At 63.9% G+C, this 23,597-nt stretch carries 20 protein-coding genes, 1 tRNA gene and 2 pseudogenes; 9 read left to right on the top strand and 14 right to left on the bottom strand.

Features of this window, described 5'->3' with window-relative positions; all coding sequences use genetic code 11:
- Positions 1–147: 147 nt before the first annotated feature.
- The 3 genes from M729_RS0106105 to M729_RS0106095 all read left to right on the top strand — a co-directional run bounded on the left by M729_RS0106105 (position 148) and on the right by M729_RS0106095 (position 2,484).
- The gene (locus tag M729_RS0106105) at positions 148–402 is read left to right on the top strand and encodes an acyl carrier protein (RefSeq protein ID WP_013528393.1); all 255 of its coding nucleotides are present in this window, start codon (positions 148–150) and stop codon (positions 400–402) included.
- 5 nt (positions 403–407) lie between these two features.
- Positions 408–1,616: a beta-ketoacyl-[acyl-carrier-protein] synthase family protein gene (locus M729_RS0106100; protein ID WP_027161064.1), complete on the top strand. Its 1,209-nt coding sequence runs from the start codon at positions 408–410 to the stop codon at positions 1,614–1,616.
- A gap of 163 nt (positions 1,617–1,779) precedes the next feature.
- Entirely contained in the window at positions 1,780–2,484 is a 705-nt protein-coding gene (locus M729_RS0106095; RefSeq protein WP_027161063.1) for a glutathione S-transferase N-terminal domain-containing protein, read from the top strand.
- Positions 2,485–2,507: 23 nt separating this feature from the next.
- On the opposite strand, the gene M729_RS0106090 is transcribed toward M729_RS0106095, so the two are convergent.
- From M729_RS0106090 to M729_RS0106075, 4 genes are all read right to left on the bottom strand, one after another.
- Positions 2,508–2,855: a hypothetical protein gene (locus M729_RS0106090; RefSeq protein WP_027161062.1), complete on the bottom strand. Its 348-nt coding sequence runs from the start codon at positions 2,853–2,855 to the stop codon at positions 2,508–2,510.
- Between the two features lie 85 nt (positions 2,856–2,940).
- Positions 2,941–3,561: a nucleoside triphosphate hydrolase gene (locus M729_RS0106085; RefSeq protein WP_013528389.1), complete on the bottom strand. Its 621-nt coding sequence runs from the start codon at positions 3,559–3,561 to the stop codon at positions 2,941–2,943.
- Positions 3,562–3,671: 110 nt separating this feature from the next.
- Entirely contained in the window at positions 3,672–4,772 is a 1,101-nt protein-coding gene (locus M729_RS0106080) for a hypothetical protein (protein ID WP_027161061.1), read from the bottom strand.
- A gap of 118 nt (positions 4,773–4,890) precedes the next feature.
- Positions 4,891–6,705: a hypothetical protein gene (locus M729_RS0106075; RefSeq protein WP_027161060.1), complete on the bottom strand. Its 1,815-nt coding sequence runs from the start codon at positions 6,703–6,705 to the stop codon at positions 4,891–4,893.
- Between the two features lie 217 nt (positions 6,706–6,922).
- On the opposite strand from M729_RS0106075, the gene M729_RS0106070 reads away from it, so the two are divergent.
- From M729_RS0106070 to M729_RS0106060, 3 genes are all read left to right on the top strand, one after another.
- Entirely contained in the window at positions 6,923–7,810 is an 888-nt protein-coding gene (locus M729_RS0106070; RefSeq protein WP_027161059.1) for a D-alanyl-D-alanine carboxypeptidase family protein, read from the top strand.
- Positions 7,811–8,503: 693 nt separating this feature from the next.
- Positions 8,504–9,430 (top strand): DUF1003 domain-containing protein, encoded by a 927-nt coding sequence (locus tag M729_RS0106065; RefSeq protein ID WP_013528385.1) that lies wholly within the window; start codon positions 8,504–8,506, stop codon positions 9,428–9,430.
- Between the two features lie 130 nt (positions 9,431–9,560).
- Positions 9,561–9,637 (top strand) — tRNA-Arg (locus tag M729_RS0106060).
- A 51-nt stretch (positions 9,638–9,688) separates the two neighbouring features.
- On the opposite strand, the pseudogene M729_RS1000000139160 reads toward M729_RS0106060, so the two are convergent.
- The 3 genes and pseudogenes from M729_RS1000000139160 to M729_RS0106045 form a co-directional block, all read right to left on the bottom strand.
- Positions 9,689–9,808: pseudogene (locus M729_RS1000000139160) on the bottom strand (DUF899 family protein); the annotation flags it as partial.
- 192 nt (positions 9,809–10,000) lie between these two features.
- Positions 10,001–10,393 (bottom strand): MAPEG family protein, encoded by a 393-nt coding sequence (locus M729_RS0106055; RefSeq protein ID WP_013528384.1) that lies wholly within the window; start codon positions 10,391–10,393, stop codon positions 10,001–10,003.
- Positions 10,394–11,399: 1,006 nt separating this feature from the next.
- Positions 11,400–12,518 (bottom strand): LacI family DNA-binding transcriptional regulator, encoded by a 1,119-nt coding sequence (locus tag M729_RS0106045; protein WP_027161058.1) that lies wholly within the window; start codon positions 12,516–12,518, stop codon positions 11,400–11,402.
- A gap of 558 nt (positions 12,519–13,076) precedes the next feature.
- Between M729_RS0106045 and M729_RS0106040 the strand changes: the two genes are divergently transcribed.
- From M729_RS0106040 to M729_RS0106025, 3 genes are all read left to right on the top strand, one after another.
- On the top strand, positions 13,077–14,039 hold the full coding sequence (locus M729_RS0106040) for a sugar-binding protein (RefSeq protein WP_013528381.1): 963 nt from the start codon (positions 13,077–13,079) through the stop codon (positions 14,037–14,039).
- A 172-nt stretch (positions 14,040–14,211) separates the two neighbouring features.
- Entirely contained in the window at positions 14,212–15,756 is a 1,545-nt protein-coding gene (locus tag M729_RS0106030; protein ID WP_081714222.1) for a sugar ABC transporter ATP-binding protein, read from the top strand.
- Positions 15,757–15,807: 51 nt separating this feature from the next.
- A complete protein-coding gene (locus M729_RS0106025) occupies positions 15,808–16,803 on the top strand; it encodes an ABC transporter permease (protein ID WP_027161057.1) in 996 nt (331 codons plus the stop codon).
- 5 nt (positions 16,804–16,808) lie between these two features.
- Here M729_RS0106025 and phnN read toward each other — a convergent pair whose 3' ends face one another.
- The 7 genes and pseudogenes from phnN to iolD all read right to left on the bottom strand — a co-directional run bounded on the left by phnN (position 16,809) and on the right by iolD (position 23,582).
- Entirely contained in the window at positions 16,809–17,438 is a 630-nt protein-coding gene (gene phnN, locus M729_RS0106020) for a phosphonate metabolism protein/1,5-bisphosphokinase (PRPP-forming) PhnN (protein WP_027161056.1), read from the bottom strand.
- A pseudogene (locus tag M729_RS01000000134710) lies at positions 17,435–18,585 on the bottom strand (alpha-D-ribose 1-methylphosphonate 5-triphosphate diphosphatase). Before M729_RS01000000134710 ends, phnN begins: the two are co-directional and overlap by 4 nt.
- 13 nt (positions 18,586–18,598) lie before the next feature.
- On the bottom strand, positions 18,599–19,306 hold the full coding sequence (locus tag M729_RS0106010) for a DUF1045 domain-containing protein (protein ID WP_027161055.1): 708 nt from the start codon (positions 19,304–19,306) through the stop codon (positions 18,599–18,601).
- Between the two features lie 153 nt (positions 19,307–19,459).
- On the bottom strand, positions 19,460–20,272 hold the full coding sequence (gene iolB / locus M729_RS0106005) for a 5-deoxy-glucuronate isomerase (RefSeq protein WP_027161054.1): 813 nt from the start codon (positions 20,270–20,272) through the stop codon (positions 19,460–19,462).
- Between the two features lie 150 nt (positions 20,273–20,422).
- Entirely contained in the window at positions 20,423–20,641 is a 219-nt protein-coding gene (locus M729_RS0106000; RefSeq protein ID WP_027161053.1) for a hypothetical protein, read from the bottom strand.
- A 58-nt stretch (positions 20,642–20,699) separates the two neighbouring features.
- Entirely contained in the window at positions 20,700–21,617 is a 918-nt protein-coding gene (gene iolE, locus M729_RS0105995) for a myo-inosose-2 dehydratase (RefSeq protein WP_027161052.1), read from the bottom strand.
- A gap of 114 nt (positions 21,618–21,731) precedes the next feature.
- Complete coding sequence (gene iolD, locus M729_RS0105990; protein WP_027161051.1) at positions 21,732–23,582, bottom strand: 3D-(3,5/4)-trihydroxycyclohexane-1,2-dione acylhydrolase (decyclizing); 1,851 nt, start codon at positions 23,580–23,582, stop codon at positions 21,732–21,734.
- Positions 23,583–23,597 lie beyond the last annotated feature (15 nt).

The raw sequence follows: 23,597 nt of genomic DNA, 5'->3' as shown, positions 1-23,597 counted from the left end.
TTTCGGTTTCTATAGAGGGAACCACCTTGGTACGGTCATGCTGCGCTTGGCGGGGGTATTAAACGACGACGGCGGCTTGATACCAGGAGAAAAAGAGGCGCTGCTCAGTCGGCGTCGGGAAACGCGAGATAGTGGGGAAGGAACCGAATGGCCGACCAGCTGGCAACGGATATCATCGCGAAGATCAAGGCTCATGCCGAGCCGGGCGGCGAAGAAATCACCACCACCACCGAATTGACCTCGCTTGGCATCCATTCGCTCGAGCTGACGGAGATTATCTTCGATCTTGAGGAAGAGTATGGCATCGAGATCGAGATGAACACGGTCGACGCCTGGAGCAATCTGAAGAACGTCGGCGACATGGTCGAAGCTGTGCGCGCGCTGATCGCGAAAAAAGCCTGAACTGAATGCGGCAGCGCGTTGTCATCACCGGCATGGGCGGCATTTGCGGGCTCGGCACCAGCGCGCCCGCGATCTGGAACGAGATGCGCGCCGGCCGCTCGGCCATCGGCCAGATCACAAGCCCCCAACTGCATGATCTGAAGGTCAAGGTCGGCTGCGAAATCAAGACGCTTCCCGATCACGGCATCGACCGCAAGCAGACCGTGTCGATGGACCGCTTCAGCCTGCTGGCGACGATCGCAGCCAGGGAAGCCATGCAGCACGCCGGCCTGGTCTCGAATGAAGCCACCACCTATCGGATGGGCACGGTCGTCGGTGTCGGCGTCTGCGGCTGGGAGGCGATCGAAGAGAGCTATCGCGCCATCCTGGTCGAGGGCAAGAACCGCGCCGGCATCTTCACCGTGCCAAAGGTCATGCCAAGCGCGGCCTCCGGCCATGTCAGCATGAATCTGGGCCTGCGCGGCCCGGTCTTCGGCGTCACCTCGGCCTGCTCATCGTCCAACCACGCCATCGCCTCGGCCGTCGACCAGATCAGGCTTGGCCGCGCCGACGTGATGGTCGCCGGCGGCACCGATGCGCCGCTGGTCTGGGGCATCCTGAAGGGCTGGGAAGCACTGCGCGTGCTGGCGCCCGACACCTGCCGGCCATTCTCGGCCGACCGCCAGGGACTGTCGCTCGGCGAGGGCGCCGGCATGGCGGTCCTGGAGACGTATGAGCACGCCATGGCGCGCGGCGCCACCATCCTTGCCGAGGTCGCCGGCGCCGGCCTCTCCGCCGACGCCTCCGACATTGTCGCGCCGACCGTCGAAGGGCCGACGGCGGCCATGCGCGCCTGCCTCGCCGATGCCGGCTTCAATCCCGAGGATGTCGACTACCTCAATGCCCATGGCACCGGCACCAAGGCCAACGACCAGATCGAGACGGCAGCGATCAAGCGCGTCTTCGGCGACCATGCCTACAAGCTTTCGGTGTCGTCGACCAAGTCGATGCATGCCCATTGCCTCGGCGCATCGGGTGCGCTGGAGATGATCGCCTGCGTGATGGCGATCCGCGAAGGCATCGTGCCGCCGACGGCCAATTTTCGTGAGGCCGATCCCGATTGCGACCTCGACGTCACGCCGAATGTGCCGCGCGAGCGCAAGGTGCGCGCCGCGATCAGCAACGGCTTCGCGTTCGGCGGCACCAATGCCGTGCTGGCCTTCAAGTCTGTCTGATCTAAGGGGCGGGCGGATCTGCCCCAGGCCGGCCATTCCGTTGACTGTCCGTGCTCGATGAAACCCTTCGCCGCCATATTGATCGTGCCGTGCGCCGCGTCTAATCCTTGGCCGACCCGCCAAAACCGCGCCGCTCGGCGCGAATCCTCATCCAGGAGTTTCCATGGCAGACCTGTCCGCCTTTCCGATCGCAACGCGTTGGCCGGCCAAGCATCCGGACCAGCTCCAGCTCTATTCGGCGACAACGCCGAACGGGGTGAAGATATCGATCGCCTTGGAGGAACTCGGCCTTCCTTACGAGCCGCATTGGGTCAACATCGGCCAGAACGAAAGCTGGACACCGGAATTCCTGTCGCTCAATCCCAACGGCAAGATACCGGCGATCATCGATCCCAACGGCCCGGACGGCAAGCCGATCGGCCTGTTCGAATCCGGCGCCATCCTGCTCTACCTTGCTGAAAAGACCGGCCTGCTCATGCCCATTGATGGCGCGCGCCGCTACGAGACCATCCAGTGGGTGTTCTTCCAGATGGCCTCGGTCGGGCCGATGTTCGGCCAGGTCGGCTTCTTCCACAAATTCGCCGGCCGCGAAATCGCCGACAAACGCCCTCTCGAGCGCTATCGCGACGAGTCAAAGCGACTGCTCGGCGTGCTCGACGGCCGGCTGAAGGGGCGCAAGTGGATCATGGGCAATGACTACACCATCGCCGACATCTCGCTGCTCGGTTGGGTGCGCAACCTGATCGGATTCTACGAAGCGCGCGAACTCGTCGGCTTTGACGATTTCGCCCATCTGGGAACATGGCTGGAGCGCGGCCTGGCGCGGCCGGCGGTGCAAAAAGGCCTGACCATCCCGGCCAAGGGATAGCAAAACCAGCCTCCGAAGCGCGGCTATTTCGCCTTCGCTTTGGCTTTCGAACCGCCTTTGCCAATGACGGAAGCAGCGAGCGACGCAGCACCTCGGGCGGCGACCATGACCGCGCCGGCAGCGACGTTGGCCGTGGCCTTGGCCGTGCGCATCGCACTGCCGCCCAAGGAGTCGCTGGAACTCGCGGGCTTCTTCGGCTTTGCGGCTTTTGGCGCGGCTTTCGCTGCGGCCGGCACCACTTTCTTCGGCGCTGCCTTGCCGAAAGCCGGCTTGGCGTCCTTCGAACGGCCTGTCATCGCCGGGCCGGCGCCGGTTTTGGATTGGGTCGCCTTGCCCTTGGCGGGCGCAGGCTTTTTTGCCTTGGTTGCCATTGGACCGAATCCCTCTTTTGGCACAATTGTCGTGTCGGGATAACGGCCTGAAAGTCTTAAGGTTCCCCTTGCACAATCCGTCGAATCAAGCGGAAAGGCCGATCACCAGATCGGCGGCACTGCGCCGCGCGAGCACGCGCTCGATGTTGGGCAGGTCGTTGGAAGCGATCCAGGCGCGCGCATCTTCATCGGAGCGGCCATGCTCGTGCCAGCGCTCCATCAGGCGGCGCTCGAGCTCGTTGCGCGGCACGTCGACGAAGATCGAGAAATCGAACAGCGGCGCCAGCCGCGACCACGGCTCTTCGTCGAGCAGCAGGTAATTGCCCTCGACCAGGATGAACTTGGTTTCTGTGGCGACGATCGAGGCTGCGGCGCGCGACAGTTCCATGCTGCGGTCGAAGACCGGAATGGCGATGTCGGGTTCACCGGCACGGATACGCTTCAGCAAGGCCTCAAAACCGGCAAAGTCGAAGGTTTCCGGCGCGCCCTTGCGTGCGCGCAGCCCGCGCCGCTCGAGCACGGCGTCGTCATAGTGGAAGCCGTCCATCGGTACGACCTCCGCTGCCCCTTCGGGCAGCAGTTCATGCAGCCTTGCCGACAACGTCGACTTGCCGGCGCCCGGTGGACCGGCAATGGCGACGATGAAGCGGTTTGCCTTGCCGGCACGCTTGAAGATGGTGGCGGCGAGATGGGCGATTTCGGACATGAGAGCCTCTCTGGCAGAGCTTCAGATCCACCATGTTCCGCATGATGATTTCGGCCACATCTTGGCGACAGTTCACGGAAATTTCAAACCCTGCGGCCGCGCAATCACACCTACGAGGCCAGCGGCTGGCCAATGCGCAGGAAATCGCTGTCGAAGGGAACCTCCGGCGTCGAACCACCGGCTTGCAGCCGCATGCGGCCATCCGCCGTCGTGACGTCCCGCGGCGGCTCGCCGCCCGACAGCGGCAGGACGCCGATGACGTGGCGAAAGGACACGCTTTGGCCTTCGCCCAGTGCAAAAGCGGTCGCCACCCCTTCGCGCTTCAGCCAGTTGTCGCCGATCGAGGCGGCATGGCCGACGGCAGCGCGGCCATCCTCGATGCCGAGCACGCCAAGGTGGCGGCCGCTCCATGGGGCGTAGTCGCGCCCGCCATTGCTGAACCACAGCATGGTGATTGGCAGTTCGGCCGGGTTCTTCAGCACCAGCACCAGATCGTCCTCGGCCTGTCGTGCAAGCGCGGTCCATCCCGGCCCGCCATGGTCGGCTTCGACCAGCGTGATGAAATCCTCGCGGCGGTCATCCATGCGGTATTCCGTCAGGTCGAGCGTGCCGCCGCCGGCGGCGGGAAAATGGCCGAGATCGGTGGAGCGAGCCGGATAGGCGAGCATGAAGCGGCCGCGTGCGGGATCGGGCTCCAGCGGATCGTCCAGCGTCGCGGCAAAACGCTTAGGCGAAAAGGCCAGCCTGCCGCCGCCGGTCATGGCCGTCATCGGGTGATGGGCGACCGAGATGGCACCATGGCCGCCTGAAAACGCATGCTCCTGGTAGAGGAAGGGATGGCCGTCGTGCAGCGTCAGGATCTTGTCGACCGAAGCGCCCATCACCTCGTGCCGCAGGCGGTAGACGGCGCGCCAGCCATCGTCGGTCGCGACACTTTCGACGACATCCCAGGCGCTGTTGGCCGGCCAGCCATGCAGCGGCGCTTCCTCGACATCGCTGCGCGAAAACGGCGCGCAGAGAAAATCGCCGGACAGCCGAACCGTGCCTTCCGGCAGGTCTTTCGGCAGCGTCTCGTTCGCATCGACCCAGGGCGCGCGATGCAGCGGCTTCAGCTGCCGCCTGCCGCCCTCGACGACCATGTCGGCGATGTGGCCGACCGTGAGGTCGAGCGAAACCGAAATGCCTCTGGCCTTGATGGTGTGGATGGTCATTGCGCTGTCACCGATTCTGAAGGCACAAACAGAACCCGTTCGGCGGCGGTTGCGCAAGCACTGCGACAGGGCATTTTTGCATCGCGCACCTTCACCTTCCCCACAAGGGGAGGGTGAGCTACTGTCGCTTGTATTCCCGCACCGGCGACTTGGTGTCGTCGGTATAGGTAACCTGCACCGACATCGATTTCACGCTGTCGGCGACCTTGAAATAGGGCTGGTAATCGTAGGGGATGGCGTAGGGGTCCTTCTTGTCGCAAGGCGGCATCTTGATCTCCTTGTCGAGTGCCGCGCCGTTCAGGCTGTAATGCACCTGTTTGATGGCGCAGCGGTAGGACAGCATCTGGGTGAAATAGACCAGGCCGTGGTTGCCGCTGGCATCGAAGGCGATCCACGAGGTCCAGAACTGGTCGAGGATCTGCTTGTTGCCTTGCTGAAGCGCTGTCTCGGGGTCGAAGCGGATGTCGAACGGGCCGGTCTCGCGGCCCCTGATGTCGAGATATTTGATCGCAATGATCCCCGCCACCGTGCTGTCGGGCATCTCGAAGCTCGGATTGGCCATCGGCTTGCCGGTCGTCTGGTCGTTCATGGCCAGGAAACCGGTGTCGGTGAACGGACCGCTGTCGCCCATGCGCCAGGAGATGGCGGTCGCCGGCTCGGGCAGCGAGATGGTCATCGACCAGCCCTGGTTGGAGCGCATCGGCGTCAGCGAAGGCACGAAGCGGGCGGGGTCGAGCACGTCGCCAAGCGCCGCCAGCCGGCTGCGGCTGCGGTCCAGCCAGTCGGCCAACTGCGTCTGGTCGACGAAATATTTGAGCAACCCGCCATCCTTTTCGTAGGACGTGAACTTGGTCAGCGCCTTGGCCTCGTTGCGCTTGTCGGCCAGCGTCTGGGCGCCGAGGCGGTCTTCGGAAAACTCCTGCGCCAACAGGAAATAGGCCGGCGCGAAATCTGGATTGGCTGATATGAAGGCGTTGAGCTTGTCGAGGCGCTGGGCGTCGTCGAACTGCTGGATATGCACGAGCTTGATCGACAGCGCCTTGCCCTTGTCGGCAAGCGCGCCGAACACCTCGCGGGCGCCGGCCTTGCCGTCCTGCACCCGAAGCAGCGTGGCAAAGCGCGTATAGGGGTCGATGGCGTCGACGTCGAAGCCGGCAAAAGCGAGGTAGGAGCGCCGCGCATTGAGCATGTCGCCGGACAACTCGTAGACTCGGGCATTGTGGTAGAACTCGTCCGGCCGCTTCGGCTCGGCGATCGCCCCGCCCTGCGCGGCCAAGGCGGCAAAGCCCTTGGCGATGATGTCGATCGAGGCGGCGATCTGCACGGTCGTCGCTTGCAGCTTCTCGGTCTGGGCCTGCTGCTGCGCCTGGCCGGCGACCAGCGTCTCGGTCTCCTTCTTCACCTCGTCGGTGGTCTTCTGCACTTCCGCCGTCTGCTCAGTCTGCTGCTGCTGGACGGACGCGATCTCGTCGGTCTTTTTCGCCACCGTGTCGGTCGACTGCTTGACCGCCTCCACCGTCTTTTGCGTCTGCGTGACGGTCTGCTCGATCTTCGCAACTTTCTCGGTAACGATGCCCATCGACTGCTGCAGCCCGGCAATGGCCGGCACCAGGCTGGCGATCACCCCGTGCTGGGCGTTGGTCTGCTGCTGCAGGCCGTAGACGCCGCCGGCGACGGCGGCCGCACTGGTGGCGAAGATCAAGGCCGGCAGCGCCTTGGCCGCCAGCACCAGCCGGAGCACGATGGCAATGGCGATGATGATTGCGGCCACCGCGGCGACCAGCGCGACATAGGCGGCGAACGGCGCCAGCGGATTGAGGATGTCGGATACGGCACCCCCGACAAAGGCGACGCTGCCGGCCCATTTGCCGGTGCGGCTGAGTGATGCCCTGATAAGCGAGGGCGCAGCGCCCCCGGCCCCGATGTTCGTCATGCCAAGCCCCCCAAGCCCTCGATACCACGCCCCTTCCCACGGGAAACGCGGCCTTGGCAAGCAAAGACACGGGAAAACCGGCGTTTTCGGGGCGGATGCCAAGCTTGCGAGGCTCGACAATCCTGGGGCTAACCGGCATTAACCAAATGGACGCAACAGCCGCGTTACGTTAGCGTCGTCTCATCTCAGCAACAGCCGACCCAGAACAGTCCAGCCCTTGTCCTACCTGCGTCCCCTTCCGCTCATCCAGAGAGTTTTTGCGGCACTAGCCCTGCTGGTGCTGCTGGCCGGCTGCGCCACGACGCCGCCCGACAGCGTGCTGGCCGTGCCCGCGCCGGCGCAGAGATATGCGGCCATCGTGGTTGACGCCAGGACCGGCAAGCAGCTGTTCGAGGTCAGCTCGACGGCGCAGCGCTACCCCGCCTCGCTGACCAAGATGATGACGCTGTATCTTTTGTTCGAGGCGCTGGAGTCCGGCCGCGTCAGCAAGCAGACGCAGATCCCGGTGTCGGACCATGCCGCCTCGCAGCCGCCGACCAAGATGCGCTTCCGGCGCGGCGAAAGCATCGACGTCGATTCCGCGATCCGCGCCATCGTCGTCAAATCGGCCAACGACGTGGCAGTGGCGGTCGGCGAATATCTCGGCGGCTCGGAGGATCAGTTCGCCGCCATGATGACATCCAAGGCGCGCCAGCTCGGCATGACCAGCACCACCTTTCGCAACGCGTCGGGCCTGCCCGACGATGGCCAGATGACGACGGCGCGCGACATGGCGGTGCTCGGCATGGCGCTGCATCAGCGCTTTCCCCAGCAGTTCCACTATTTCTCCGAAAGCGATTTCATGTTCCGCGGCAGGCTGGTGCGCGGCCACAACGACATGCTCGGCCGCGTGCGCGGCGTCGACGGCATCAAGACCGGCTACATCAGGGCGTCGGGCTTCAACATCGTCACCTCCTACAATGCCGACGGCCGCAATTTGATCGTCGTGGTGATGGGCGCCGACTCAGCCCGCCAGCGCAACGACCATGTCGAAGCGCTGATCCAGCGCAGCCTGTCGCCGACCACGGACGGCGCCAAGACCAGGCTGATGTTCGCGGAACAGTGAGGAGTGGTCCCCGTAGCGGACAAAAAGCCAATTGCTTGGCTTTTTGAACGACGAACGCCCTGAGCCTGCGAAGGGCGAGCTGCCGGTAGCAAGCATCGCGCTTGGCTGCGCGGGGATGGATGTCGATAGGAATTTTTTCTTGACTCTGAGGGCAGCTATGCTACTATTTTCGGTATGGTGCTGAGTCGCGCCAATTGATCGACTGGAAACGTGACCCGCCCGCAAGGCGGGTTTTTTGTTGCCCGCCGCCCTGCAGAACCTTGTGCACGTTGGCGGGACAGCGCCCCCCTCTGTCCTGCCGGATGTTCGTCGCTCGGAAAGCCAAGCAATTGGCTTTCCGCCCGCTGCGCGGACCGCTCCTCAACCCCCGCAAGGGGGCAGATTGGCAGCTTCGGCGCTCCGCTCACTCCTGTGACGGTGGAAATTGGCGAAAGCCGGGACAACAGCCAATCTCCCCCCTTGAGGGGGAGATGTCCGGCAGGACAGAGGGGGGTGATTGGCGCAAACATCGGGCAAGTTCTTCCCGCTCCGGCCAATCTGGAACGTCTCCACCCGCCCTGAGAGGCGAGCCGCCGCCAGCCACATCGCCTTCTCCGATCAAAAACACTTGTCCGGCCTGCGAAATCCGTGCCCGGCGCTGGCTATGCGCCGCCACCTCTGTCTATCGTCGCCCAGCACCCTCAGGAGCCCACCATGAGCACCGTCCCCAAAACGCCCGAACAGGCGGCAGACAATCAGAACGATGACGGCGGCGAGTATTTCGAGGCGCCGATCGTCGGTGAGCTGGAGGCCGATCCGGTATCGGACGAACACTTCGACACGCCCGAAGTGCCGGACTCCGACCCCGCTGGTCCAGGCGCCCACCGTGGCAAGCCGAAGAAAAAGCCGTCGGCGATATCGGGCCGCAAATTCCGCAAGCGCGATCTGGTGCGCATCGACACGCTGCGCCCGAGCCTCGCTGACCGCATCCGCTCGGACCATCCCGACCTGCCGGCGGGCGCCCGCATCAGCCGCGCCGAGCTCGGCCGCTACCGCATGCGCTACATGGAGGAGCTGCTGCAGCAGGAGCACGGCGAATTCTCCGAGCTCGACCGTCAGGTGGTCGAATCGATCGCCAGGCAGGACACGATTTCCGAAAACTCGGAAGAAGAATTCGAGGAGCACCGCACCTTCGCCGACCGCGTCTCCGACAACATGGCGGCCTTCGGCGGCAGCTGGTGGTTCCTGATCTCGTTCGGCAGCGTGCTTCTGGTGTGGATCGGCATCAATCTGGTCGCCGGCATGAGCGCCGCTTTCGATCCCTATCCCTTCATCCTGCTCAACCTGCTGCTCTCCTGCATTGCCGCCATCCAGGCGCCGATCATCATGATGAGCCAGCGGCGGCAGGAGTCCAAGGACCGCCTGCGCTCCTTCAACGACTACCGCGTCAACCTCAAGGCCGAGCTCGAAGTGCGCCATCTGCACGAAAAGCTCGACTACCTCATCTCGCGCCAATGGACGCGCCTGGCCGAAATGCAGCAGATGCAGCTGGATGCGATGCACGAACTGGCGGGCGCCAAGAAGCCGAAGCGGGCGGTGCGTGGAAGGCGGACGGTGAAGGCGGGGGCGGGAACCTCATAGGCCGCAGCCTGGAGCACCGGGCCAAGTCGCTACGCCAATCGCCAATTGCCCGTTGAAGCCCGCGCCCGCTTCCGCTAAGAAGCCGTGACTTGCCGGTTCACCGGCTGGTTCGTTTTCCGGATTCCGGAAAGCACCCGTAGCTCAGCTGGATAGAGCGCTGCCCTCCGAAGGCAGAGGTCACAGGTTCGAATCCTGTCGGGTGCGCCAGTACACGAAGGACCGTTTCGGGGCACTGCGTTTGTCGTGGGCAGCTTTGCGGTCGAGCAGGCTCACGCGGCCCTTAAGCCCTTCAAAGGCATAATTCTTCTCAACCGCCAGCCAGGGCAACCGCCAGCGTTCGGCGGCGAGGGTGTCGCGAGCCCGCGAATGGGCCACCTGCGTCGTGAAGAAGGTGCACCCCTCATTGCTCGGCTGCCGGCCGGCCGTCGAACCACATGTAATAGTAGGCGATGAGCATTTGGCGCCCCTCGAACGCGTCCAGCAATGTTACCGACCCGACACCGACCGGAGGGGGTGCGCCCTATCTCCACTTATGAGGCACCGTGCCGTTCTCCCGCGGCTGGGGAGCGCCTAGAGCATCAGATAGATGATCCGGCCCAGAGCGCCAAAAAGCAGCGCGAAGGCTGCAATCGACTGGACGAAGAAGCCGGGATAGCGCTTCAAGGGCGCGGTGCGATACCCTACGAAATATGCAATCCGACCTATCATCCAGAGCAGCCCAAGGCCGGAAGCCCACGCGGCATTCCAGTAGATCGCGAACAGCCACATCGACGGCATAAAGATAGGAAACCATTCCACCGCGTTGGCATGTGCCCGGATGGTTCGTTCAAGGAGCGGGTCGCCGGTCATTGCGGGCGCCAGTATGCCAGTCTTCTTGTGGGTTCTCGCGACCGTCACCGCCATTCCGAATATCATCAAGCTACAAAACAGCGTCACGAGAGCTACCGGGTAAAGCCGTTCCATGTTTGCCTCCTCTCATGGTCGGGACAGTAGGCAAGCAAAGGTTATCGGCAAGGGCAAGGCGCAGGCAGATCTTTCCTGACAGCCAGCGCCAATAAGAGCGGGGTTGTCAGTTATATAATTGCCCTTTTTGTTAATCACCCGAAAACGATGGGCAAGTTACGCCATCAGCGTTCCTTCCGTGGAGGCGGTGATGGCCATCGACATACCGCCGTGACCGGCCTGCTGCCGAAAGGTGGCGGCATTTTGTTGCGCGATTGACACGCTGCCCGGCGGAAGGCAAAGAGTGACACATTATTGGCAAAGGGGAATGTCGATGAAGAAAATCTATCAGAAGCCCGTTTTCACGAAGCGTGAGCGACTGTCGTCAGTGACGGCTTCGCCCAGCTCATCCGGGATTATCGATTAACCAAGAGAGTTACAGTTTTGGAAAGCCCGCTGCCGAAAGGTGGCGGGCTTTTTGCTTTCTCCAGGAAACGACAGCCGATTCCGCAAGTCGGCTCCGTCAACCTCAATTTCAAGTTCGGCAGACGCAACTGCCTGTGGGACCGCGTGCAGGGCAAGGTTAGCGGACCAGTGCCGAAGGCCTGAAGAAAGACAAGGCGGAATGGTTCAAGCCCGCCTTGTCGGACGGGTGCGAAGAAATGCATCGCCATGCGAAGCTGCTGGACTACCCGGAGGAGAAGTAATGCCCGTGGTAAAAGGGCTCCCTGAAGCGCGAGAACAGGCTCTGCACTCGCGATCTAGACCATCAGGCTTAATTGCTGGATTCCTGTTGTGCCGGTAGCGTAATCGGGCTGGGGTGTCCAGCACTGGCCGGCACGGCGTGTCCAACCCCAAATTCGCAACCGTGCCGGTCTGTTGCACCAATGGGAATGAATGTCTCGGACTTCGACCTTGACCCCCTTCCGCGCAAGAATTGTCTGCATTGCCGCCATCAGCTCTTCGTCCCACTGGTCAGGTTTCCCTAACGGTCGAAGGTAAGCCAGCGCGGGCCCGCCGAGTCGCGTTACCCTACCACCCCCCGCACACTCTCCCGCTCCACCAGCGGACACTCCAGCTTGGTGATCGGATACCGCCCCCGTCCAGGCGCCGCCGGCGCTTCCAGCTGTTCGATCGCCCATTGGCCCATCGCCATATGCGGCAGGATCGAGGTGGTCAGCGGCGGGAAGAGGTGCCGGGCGATTTCCTCGTCGTCGTAGCCGACCACGGAAATATCCCCGGGGATGTGCAGGCCGGCTTCCTTCAGCGCTTCGTAGCAGCCGATCGCGGTGCGGTCGTTCTGGCAGAAGATGGCGGTGGGCTTGTCCCTGAGCGCCAGCAGCTTGACGGTGGCGGCATAGCCGGCGCTGGCCGACCAGTCGCCTTCGACCACCAGCTCGGGATCGAACGGAATGTCGGCCGTGGCGAGCGCGCGGCGGTAGCCCTTCAGCCGGTCCTGTGCCGCCTGCATCCACGGCTCGCCGGTGATGGTGGCGATGCGGCGGTGGCCGTGGCTGATCAAATGGCGGGTCGAGCTCTGGCCGCCGGCGATCTCGCTCGGCACCACGGCAGGGAAGGCGTAGTCCGCCGTGTAGCAGTTGAGCAGGATCACCGGGATGTCGAGGCCGTAGAGATAGTCGGGCGCCGTGATCTCGCGGGTGAAGATGGTCATGTAGATCAGCGCCGAAATGCCCCGCTTGGTCAGCGCTGAAATGGCGCGCGGCTCCATGACGGAATCGCCCAGCGTCTGCGCCACCAGAAGCACGTTGCCGGCATTCCACGAGGCCTGGCGCGCGCCCTCGATGGCGACCACGGCTTCGGGGCTGGTGGCGAGCTGGTCGACGGCAAAGCCGATCACCCCGTCCAGCCCTTCGAAGGCGGGCCCCTCGAAGGCAGGCAATGCCGGGTGAAGCGCCTCGAAAGCGGGCGCGGTGTAGCCAAGCGTCCGTGCGGCCTCGATCACCCGTTCGCGGGTCTGCTGCGACAGCTTGATCCCTGGCGAATTGTTGAGCACGAAGGACACGGTCGCCTGCGAGCAGCCAGCGGCCCTGGCGATATCGATCATGGTGACGCGGCCCTTGGCGCCCTTGGCGGGCGCCTTGCGCCGCCTCGCCGTGTCGCTGGCCCGATCCGTCGTCTCGCTCATGGCAAATCCCAGTCTGGCTGGCCGGTCAGGCCGGCAAGGTGGCGTGACGCCGTTGATTTATCGGAATAACGTCAAGCTCGTTTATAACTATTAGTATGCCGGAGGTCCATCCGCCACGCATCTCCATACAAGCGAAAGCTCAATTAACAAAAGGCCTGGGCGGCTGCCCAGCGGTGAGGGCGGCACGCCGGCGGGCACACCGCGAAACCGCTGGCATTGGCTCGGAACTAATACTGTTTACTAATACAAAAATGCACTGTACCGTCAATCGTCGCATCCGGCCGGTCACGTCCGGGGCGACGGGAGAGTACGAAAAATGGCCCGGTGGCGAGCGGATCCTATCTCCGCAAGCCTTGTCTCGGATATGTGATATGTCAGACAAATCGGACTATTTACGAATGAAGGATGAGTCTCTAAGGTCGCTGTCGTGGCTGGAACGACGCCATTCTTTCGGTGCCGGGAACCCCTTTGAGGAGGAGGGCGTCCACGCTGCAAACGGCAAATCAGGTCAGTGCAAGATCGGCCGGTCCAACGACTGAGCCAAACGGGAGGTTGAACATGAAATCCTTGATACGCAATGCATCCGTAGCCGCGACCGCGCTGCTGCTTGGCCTGTCGGCCACGGCAATCGCGCGCGCCGACGACAAGCCGACGCTGGCCTTCGTCGTCAACGGCGCTTCCGATTTCTGGAAGGCCGCCGAAGCCGGCGTCAAGAAGGCGCAGGGCGAACTGCCCGACTACACGCTTGAGCTCAAATATCCCGAACAGTCCTCGGTCGCCATCCAGCAGCGGCTGATGGACGATCTGGTGACCGCCGGCGTCAAGGGCATCATGGTCTCGGCCGTCGATCCCAAGACCTCGACCGATGGGTTGAACAAGATCGCTTCGGAAACCGCGCTGTTCACCACCGACTCGGACGCGCCGCAGACCAAGCGCGTCGCCTATATCGGCTCGTCCAACGTCGATGCCGGCAAGCAGGCGGCCGAAATCGCCAAGAAGGCGATGCCCAATGGCGGCAAGTGCCTCGGCTTCGTCGGCCTGCTCGGCGCCGACAATGCCAAGGAGCGCATCCAAGGCATGAAGGACGGCCTGGCCGGCACCAAGATCGAGCTGATCGACGTGCGCGGCGACGACATCGACCAGGCGCGCGCCAAGAAGAATGTCGAGGACGCGCTGGTCGCCAGCCCCGACGTCACCTGCATGGTCGGCTTCTACTCCTACAACACGCCGCGCATCTATGAAGCGCTGCGCGATGCCGGCAAGCTCGGCTCGATCACCGTCGTCGGCTTCGATGACGATCCGATCACGCTGGGCGGCGTCAAGGAAGGCACCATTGCCGCCACCGTCGTGCAGCAGCCCTTCGAATGGGCCTATCAGGGCATGAAGCTGATGGCTGCCTATCTCAAGGGCGACAAGTCGGGCATCCCGGAAGGCAACCTCATCATCATCCCGACCAAGATCATCGGCAAGGATGACGTCGACGCCTACGCCGCCAATCTGAAGGCGATGGCCGGAAACTAAGACTTGAAGCAGTTCAGCCGGCTCAACGTCGCTTGAGCCGGCTGCTCGCATTGACGAACACCGCGAGGATCGTCAGTCTGCCAAAAGCCAAGAGCATGATCCCGAAAAGTGGAAGCCGGTTCTCGGAAAAGATCATGCTCAGAAATTGGCCCGCCAATCGCTGTCAGGCATGATGAATTATTCCGACACATCCATTGCTGCATCCGTGACCGCCCCGTTCCTCAGCCTTGAGAACGTGCGCAAGACCTATCCGGGCGTCGTCGCGCTCGACGGCTTCTCCATGGAGGTCAGGCCGGGCGAGGTCATCGGCCTTGTCGGCGAAAACGGCGCCGGCAAATCGACGTTGATGAAGATCCTCGGCGGCGTCACCAGGCCCGACAGCGGCACGATCACCGTCGACGGCACCGCGCATGACAGGCTCTCCGTCGAAGCCAGCCTGGGATCGGGCATCGCCTTCGTCCACCAGGAACTCAATTTGTTCGAAAATCTGGACGTCGCCGCCAACATCTTCTTCGGCCGCGAACCTTTGCGCGCCGGGCCGCTCAAGCTCGTCGACCGCGCCAAGCTGCGCACCATGGTGGCGCCGCTTTTGAAGCGCGTCGGCGCCAATTTTTCCGCCGACACGCCGGTTGCGACCCTGTCGCTGGCGCAGCAGCAGATGGTCGAGATCGCCAAGGCGCTGTCGATCGAGGCGCGTCTGGTCATCCTCGACGAGCCGACATCGAGCCTGCCGCTCGCCGAGACCGACAAATTGCTCGACGTCATCAAGGCGCTGAAGGCCGACGGCATCAGCGTCATCTTCATCTCGCACCGCCTGCACGAGGTCGAGCGCGTCGCCGACCGCGTCGTGGTCCTGCGCGACGGCATGCTGGCCGGCACCTTGCCGAAGAGCGATATCGGCCACGACCAGATGGTCAAGCTGATGATCGGCCGCATGCTGAAGGAGCGCGAGAAGGCCTCGGAAGCGGCGCGTGCGCCCGGCGCCGTAGCACTTGCGGCCAAGGCCATCCGCACCCCTGCCTATCCCGGCCGCCCGGTCGATCTCGACGTCAGGCGCGGCGAAATCCTCGGCCTCGCCGGTCTTGTCGGTTCCGGCCGCACCGAGCTGGCGCGGGTGTTCTTCGGCATCGATTCGAAGCTCGGCGGCGCGCTGGAACTCGACGGCAAGCCGCTTGCGCTGGCTTCCGCGGCCGACGCCGTCGCGCACGGCATCTTCCTGGTTCCGGAAGACCGCAAGCTGACCGGTATCCTGCTCGACCTGTCGATCGCTCAGAACATTTCGCTGCCCAATCTGCCCGCGCATGCGCGCCGCTCCCTGGTGTCCTCAAGCGCCGAGACCTCCACCGCCGAGAAGCAGAAGAAAGATCTCGGCATCAAGGCGCCTTCGGTGCAGACGCGCACCGGCACGCTGTCGGGCGGCAATCAGCAGAAGGTCGTGCTCGGCAAGTGGCTGGCCATGAACCCCAAGGTGATGATCCTCGACGAGCCGACGCGCGGCATCGACATTGGCGCCAAGGCGGAAATCTACGGCCTGATGCGCGCATTGGCCGATGCCGGCGTCGCCGTGCTGATGATCTCGTCGGACATGGAAGAGGTGATCGGCGTGTCCGACCGCATCGCCGTCATGCATGAGGGCCAAATCTCCGGCATTCTCGACAAGGACCGGTTCAGCCAGGAAAACGTGCTGCTGCTGGCGGTGGGCAAGCAGCCGAAGTAGTTTTGCCGGGGTCGCGCAAGCGCGATCTGCTCAGGCATTGGGGAGACGACGATGAGCAAGAAAGATCTCGGCCTGCTGATCCTGATCCTGGTGGTCGGGGCGATCGTGGCGATCATCAATCCGCGCTTCCTGCTGCCGATCAACCTCGCCAACACCTCGAACCTGATCGGCCTGTTCGGCATCCTGTCGATCGGCCAGGCCTTCGTCATCATCACCGGCGGCATCGAATTGTCGGTCGGCTCGGTGGTCGCGCTGCTTGGAACGCTGTTCATCGACTTCATCGCCGTGCGCGAGGTGGGCTGGCCGCTGGCCTTCGTGCTGATCCTGTTCCTCGGCGCCATCATAGGCCTGGTGCATGGCTGGCTGATCACAAGGCTCAAGCTGCAGCCTTTCGTCGTCACTTTGTGCGGCCTGTTGATCTACCGCGGTGTCGCCCGCTTCTACACCGCCGACGGCACGGCGGGTTTTGCGTTCGGCCAGAATTTTCCCGAGCTCGAATTCCTGACGGCCGGACGCTCCTATGGCGTGCCGAACAGTTTCATCGCGCTGATCGTTATTTCGATCGTCATGTGGGTGGTGCTGCATCGCTCGGTGTTCGGCCGCTATCTCTACGCCATCGGCAAGAACGAGGAGGCGGCGAAATATTCGGGCATCCGCACCGGCCGTGTCGTCATCGCCGCCTATGTCATCTGCGGTGTGCTGACGGCGCTGTCGGCGATCTATTTCGCCATGTACACGCGCTCGATCTCGCCGGCCAGCCACGGCCAGTTCTACGAACTCTACGCCATCGCCGCCGCCGTGCTCGGCGGCTTCTCGCTGCGCGGCGGCGAAGGCTCGCTGATCGGCGTCATCCTCGGCACGGTGCTGCTGCAGGAGCTGCAGAATCTCGTCAACCTGCTCGGCATCCCGTCCTCGCTCAACTTCGCGGTGATGGGCGGCGTCATCCTCATCGGCGTGCTGGTCGACCAGCAATGGGGCGTGTTCCGGGAACGGCGGCTGATGGTCGACGCCACCCGCAAGGGCGTGGCGGGCCAGGCTGCGGAATAGCTAGCCTAGATCAGGCCCGACATGTCGGAAAAGGCCATCGCCTTGCGCAGCACCTCGGCGAAGCGTTCGCCGGCGGCTTCGCGCGGGCCGCTGTTGTCGATCGAGGTGACGCCGGGCCCGGACAGAGTGACATTGGCGCTGCGTGCCAGCCGCGCCAGCACTTCGCCGCGGGACTCCCGGCCGCGCATCGCCAGACGCTCGGCCAGCACGTCAGGCGAGGCAGTGATCTCGACGATGGCCAGGTTGGCATAGCGTTCGCGCAAGGAGGGGATGATCGCGCGCGACACATTGGCGACAGCGACACGGCCATTGGCGACAGACCAGTCGACATCGGCGGGGATGCCGTAGCGCAAGCCGTGTGCTTCCCAGGAAATGGCGAAGGCGCCATCGGCTTCGGCTTCGGCGAAGGCAGCGTCGGCCAGCGTGTCGTGATCCTCGCTTGCGGCATCGCTCGGCCTGGTGATGACCCGGCGGACGAACTCCAGCCGCGTTTCGTCGGCAAAATGGTTGCGGGCGTAGCCGATCACCGTGTCCTTGCCGGCGCCGCTTGGGCCGACGACGGCGACGAAAACGCCATCGCGGATCGGAAACGTCTCGGCCGAAAGTTCCCGCTCGATCAGTGCCGACACCATCATGCCACCCGGCGTCCCTGCCGCCACACGGTGCGCACGACCGGAACATGGTCGTCGACGCGCACCCGCACCAGATCGGCGCGGCGGCCCTGCTCGATGACGCCGCGGTCGGTCAGGCCAACCGCATCGGCCGGGTTCTTCGAGACCATGGCGACGGCCTGCGGCAGGGAAATGCCTTCGACGACATCGCCGAGGAAGAACGCCGACTGGATCAGGCTGAAGGGAATGTAGTCGGACGACAAGATGTCGAGCAGGCCGTCGCTGGCCAGCGTACGGGCCGAGACATTGCCCGAATGCGAGGCGCCGCGCATAACGTTTGGCGCGCCCATCAGCACACCCATCCCGGCCTCTTTCGAGGCCCTGGCGGCCTCTTCCGTGGTCGGGAATTCGGCGACCCGCACGCCCTGCTCGATCGCTTCGTCGACATGGCCCGATGTGGCGTCGTCGTGGCTGGCCAGCACGATGCCGCGCTCCTGGCAGGCGGCGGCGATCACCGCCCGGTTCGGCGCCGAATTGCGCGCCGATTCGGCCATCCGCTTTTCGCAGAACACCTTGAAGTCGCGATCGGTCAGCTTCAGCTTGCGCTGGTAATAGTAGGCATAGGTTTCGAGATTGACGAACTGGCGCTGGCCTGGCGCATGATCCATCAGCGATGCCAGCTTAACCCGCTCGTCGCCGTCGAAATTGGCGAAAGCCCTGAGGCAGTCCGGAGCCGAAACCTCGCAGCGCAGGTGGATGAATGGTCGGCGCGCAGACGGTCCTGCTTCACACTGTCCTCGATCGCGTCGGCCAGCTTGCGGATGTCGGCCGATGTCAGGTCGGCGTCTTCGTCCATACCGACGCGCAAGGCATCCAGCACGGTGGTGATGCCGGCGGTTGCCACCTGCGCGTCATGGGCGAGCACGGCGGCGATCGGATTCCAGCGCACCTTGGGCCGCGGCGCGTAATGGCCTTCGAGATGGTCGGTGTGCAACTCGACCAGCCCGGGAATAATATAGTCGCCGCCCATATCCTCGCCGGTGCGGCCAGAACCAGAGCTTGCGCCGGCTTCGATGCCGGCGATAAAGCCGTCGCGCAGCACCAGCGAACCTTCGACGATCTCGTCGGCAAGCACGATGCGGGCATTGTGGAGAACAGTCTCGGCGGTCATTTCAGGCAGTCCTTCAGGCGGTTTTTCTGGCCGGGCGGCGCCCGAGCGCGTGATGCGAGAGCACCATGAACGGCGCACCCGGTTCGGTTTCGACAAACAAGGTCAGCGCATCCACCAGGACCTTCTGTTGCAGCACTTCCGCGAACAGGCTGTCGATCGCTGCGCGCAAACGCGGGCTCTCCTGTGACCCCGCCCGGCCGGAGAGCGTCATGTGGAAGCGAAAGGTTTCGAAGACATAGGGGTAGCCCCATTGGCAGAGATTGCGGAACTCGGCCGGCTTCAGCGAATCCGGGCTGCGCCGCTCGATTTCCGCCTCGCTCAGCGGTGCGCGAAACCGGTCGAAGTCGCGCACCACGTCATCGGCGAACCGGTTGAGCGCAGGCACTGGCCCTTCCGGCACCAGTGCGAAGAAGCCGTCGATCTGGCTGACCACGAGACGGGGAATGGTCACCACCGGCGTCACCTCGGCAAAAAGGTCGAGTGCGGCGCGCAGCGAGACTTCCGTCTCGTTGGCAGCTAGGCGGAACGGTGCTTTCAGCGTCGCATGGAAACCATAGCGGCGCGCCGAAGCGGTGTGGAAAGCGACTTCCGCCGCCGACAGGTCGGCCACCGCTTCGACCGGCCTCGTCGCGGCGCCAAACGGGTCGCGGCCCAGCCAGTCGGCGGCAATCCGCGCCAGTGGCTCGTCCTGCCGGGGAGTGAAATAGAGGGCGTAGCGCATGGAAAGTCCTTGTCAGCTTCCCTGCCATAGGCGATTTCCATGACGAATTGACGAAGCCTTGCTGGCTTTCAGGTAACAAAACGCTGCGGCGGGGTCATTAGCCGACGATTTTTTCGTGCTGGACCAGGGAGCGAGTGCTCACGCAGCGACCGATCAGGCCTTCATCAGCCATTCATGCTCGGGCGCATTGTGGAACTTCCACGTCCGCTTCGGTCCTGCCATGACGTTGAGATAATAGAGGTCGTAGCCATGGCAGGCGGCGCAGGGGTGATAACCCCTGGGTACCAGCACGACATCGCCATCCTCGATCGCCATTGCTTCGTCGAGCGCGCGCTGGCCGTTCTTGTCGGCGTCGGTGTAGACGCGCTGGAAGGCAAAGCCCTGCGGCGGGTTGAGGCGGTGATAGTAAGTTTCCTCGAGGTAGGATTCAGCGGGCAGATTGTCCTGGTCGTGCTTGTGCGGCGGATAGCTCGACGTATGCCCCCCGGGCGTGATGACCTCGACCACCAGCAGCGAATCGGCCGGCTTGCCCTCCGGCAGGATATTGGTGACATAGCGCGTGTTGGTGCCCTTGCCGCGCACCTCCTGGCCGAGATCGTCCGGTCCGATGACGCGAACCGGCAGGCGGCCGCCAAGGCCCGGCGCCGAGCAGACCGCGAGTTCCAGTTCGGTGTCCGCGGTCACCGACCAGTCGGAGCCTTGCGGAATGTAGACCGACCACGGCTTGCCCTCGAAGGGCGACATGCGCTCGCCGAGCAGGCCGAGATCCTTGCCGCCGGCTGAAGCCTTGCCCTTGCCGGTGACGAACACCAGGCAGACTTCGCGATCCTCCGTCTTGCCGGAGGCGCTCTCGCCCGGCTTCAGCCGATGCAGGTCGAAACCGACATAGGTCCAGCCGGCGCTTTTCGGCGTCACATGGGCGACGCGACCGTGGCCCTTGTCGGCTTTGACGAGCAGCTTCGACATTTTTGTCTCTCCTATCGCAAATCTTCGAGATCGGCCGAAGCCTCTCAACTTCGTCATCCTAGGGCCTAGCAGGAGCGAAGCTCCGTCGCGGAGACCCTAGGATGACGAAGTTAGAAGCACTGGAAGCTAACCGCCGACGCATGCGATCAGTCACTCCTTCGGCTCGGGCCCGACCGGAGGCCTCGCCTCGTCAGCAGGCTTGTAGAGATAAAAAAACTGCCAGACGGCGTAGCCGGCGAAGCCGAGCGCGATCATGCCCCAGAACGGCGTGCCGGTGGCGAACTCGATGATCGACCAGATGACGCAGACCGCGACGACGGCGACACGCCGCCACAAAGGCCGGAAGAAGGGGTGTTCGGAATCTTTCATCGGGCCAATCTACAGCAATCGGCCTCGCCGGGAACCCGTCGCACCAGCCATTGGGAAACTAGACATTTGGAAAGCCTTGCGTCTCGACCGTGTATCCGGCCGCCGTCATGACGCGCATCAATTCCTTGTAGCCCACTTGCGCCATCCTGAGCGGCGGGTTCTTCTTCGGGTCCTGCTCGGCCTCGACCACGAACCAGCCCTCATAGCCATGGTTGGCGAAGCGCTGCACGATGGCGCCGAAGTCCAGCGAACCGTCGCCCGGCACGGTGAAGGCGCCGAGCGCCACCGCGTCGAGGAAGGATTGTTTCGTGCGATCGAGCTTTTCGATCACCCCCATGCGGACGTCCTTCACATGCACATGGCTGATCCGGGTATGATGGTTGTCGATGGCGCGCAGCACGTTACCGCCGGCGAATGCCAGATGGCCTGCATCGAGCAGCAGCGGAATGCCGGCTCCGGAATAGCGCATGAAGGCATCGAGTTCCGGCTCGGTCTCGACCACCGCCGCCATGTGGTGGTGGTAGGACAGCGGCATGCCTTGTTCTGCGCACCATTCGCCAAGTTCGGTCAGGCGCTTCGCATAGGCTTTCATCTCGTCGTCCGACAGCTTCGGCTTGGTGGCCAGCGGCTTCGAGCGGTCGCCCTGGATCGAACGGCCAACCTCGCCATAGACGATGCAAGGCGCGTTCACCGCCTTGAACAGGTCGATCATCGGCTGGATGCGATCCTTGTTGTCGGCCATCTCCCCATCGACCAGCGTGCCCGAGAACCAGCCGCCGCACAGCGTGACGTCGGCGGCCTTCAGGATCGGCAGCATGATTTCGGGGTCATTGGGAAAACGCCGGCCCATCTCCATGCCGGTGAAGCCGGCCGAGCGCGACTGGCGCAGACATTCTTCCAGCGACACGTCATCGCTGAGCTCCGCAAGATCGTCGTTCCACCACGCAATGGGGGACATGCCCAGTTTGGCTTTCAAGTCGTCACTCCGGTCCTAAAACAGTTTCTTGCTCGTTGGCGCCGCCCCTCATCTGCCTGCCGGCATCTTCTCCCCGTGTAGAGACAGGGAGAAGGAGGAGCTTCGGCGCCTCTATCAATCGCCGATGGTCTGCATCTGCCGCTTTTCGTCATACGCCTTGCGCGCCGCGTTGACCTGCGGCCGCACTGACACTTCCGGCACCGCCACATCCCACCAGTGACCGCCGGCATCGGTGGAAACCAGCGGGTCGGTGTCGATGACGAGCACCGTGGTGCGCGTATTCTTCCTGGCCTGTGCCAGCGCGTTTTCCAGCCCGGCGATCGACGGCACTTTCTCGGCAATCGCCCCCATGCTCGCCGCATGCGCGGCGAAGTCGATGTCGGGCAGAACCTCGTGGCGCGAGTCCTTCAGCAGATTGTTGAAGTTGGCGCCGCCGGTCGCCATCTGCAGCCGGTTGATGCAGCCGTAACCGCGGTTGTCGAGCAGCACGATGGTCAGCTTGAGGCCGAGCATCACCGAGGTGGCGATCTCCGAATTCATCATCAGGTAGGAGCCGTCGCCGATCATGACGACGATCTCCTCGCCGGGCTTCGCCATCTTGGCGCCGAGCCCGCCGGCAATCTCGTAGCCCATGGTCGAGAAGCCGTATTCGCCATGGTACGAGCCGGGCGCGCCCGCCTGCCAAAGCTTGTGCAATTCGCCCGGCAACCCGCCGGAGGCATTCAGCAGCGTCACACCGGAGCCCATGGCGCGCTGCACCGCGCCGATCACCTGCGCATCGGACGGATAGGCGGCATTGGTCGACGCCGTCACCTTGGCCGCCTCGACCGCCCAGGCCTTCTTGCCGGAGGACGCATTGTCGGTCCAGCTTGCCGGCGCCTTCCAGTCCTTCAGCGCAGCACCGAGTTCCGCCAGGCCCTCGGCCGCATCGGCCACCAGCGGCAGGGCGCGGTGCTTGCCGGCATCGAAGGGCTGCACGTTGAGTCCGATGATGGTCTTGCCCGAATTCTTGAACAGCGCCCACGAACCGGTGGTGAAATCCTGCAGGCGCGTGCCGATGGCCAGCACGACATCGGCTTCCTCAGCCAGCCGGTTGGCGGCAGAAGTGCCGGTGACGCCGACCGCCGCCATGTTGAGCGGGTGGTCGTCCGGCAGCGAGGATTTGCCGCCTTGCGTCTCGCAGACCGGGATGCCGCCGCTCTCGGCGAATTTCGCCAGTTCGTCCGACGCCTGCGAATAGAGGACACCGCCGCCGGCGATCACCAACGGCTTTTTTGCACCCTTGAGCGCGGCGACCGCGGCCGCCAGTTCCAGGCGATCCGGGCGCGGCCGGCGCTGGTGCCAGACCCGCTCCGCGAAAAAACTCTCGGGATAGTCATAGGCCTCGGCCTGGACGTCCTGGCAGAGCGACAGCGTCACCGGGCCGCATTCGGCCGGATCGGTCAGCACGGCCATGGCGCGGCTCAGCGCAGGAATGATCTGCTCCGGCCGGGTGATGCGGTCGAAATAGCGCGAAACCGGACGGAAGCAGTCGTTGACCGTCGCCGTGCCGTCGGAAAAATCCTCGGCCTGCTGCAGCACCGGGTCGGGGATGCGGTTGGCGAAGACATCGCCTGGCAAAAACAGGACGGGCAACCTGTTTACATGGGCGAGCGCCGCCGCCGTCACCATGTTGAGCGCGCCGGGGCCGATCGAAGAGGTCGCGGCCATGAAGCGGCGGCGGAAATTGGCCTTGGCGTAGGCGATTGCCGCATGCGCCATCGCCTGTTCGTTGTGGGCGCGAAAGGTCGGCAGTTCGTCGCGCACCTGATAGAGCGCCTCGCCGATGCCGGCGACATTGCCGTGGCCGAAGATCGCCCAGACGCCGCCGAAGATCGGGACTTTGCTACCGTCGATCTCAGTCATCTGGCGCGACAGGAAGCGGGTCAGCGCCTGCGCCATCGTCAGGCGGATTGTCTTGCTCATGGTGTTTTCCTCCGC

Source organism: Mesorhizobium sp. WSM1293 (assembly GCF_000513875.1).
GTDB lineage: Bacteria > Pseudomonadota > Alphaproteobacteria > Rhizobiales > Rhizobiaceae > Mesorhizobium > Mesorhizobium ciceri.
This window is presented reverse-complemented; position numbering and strand designations above follow the sequence as displayed.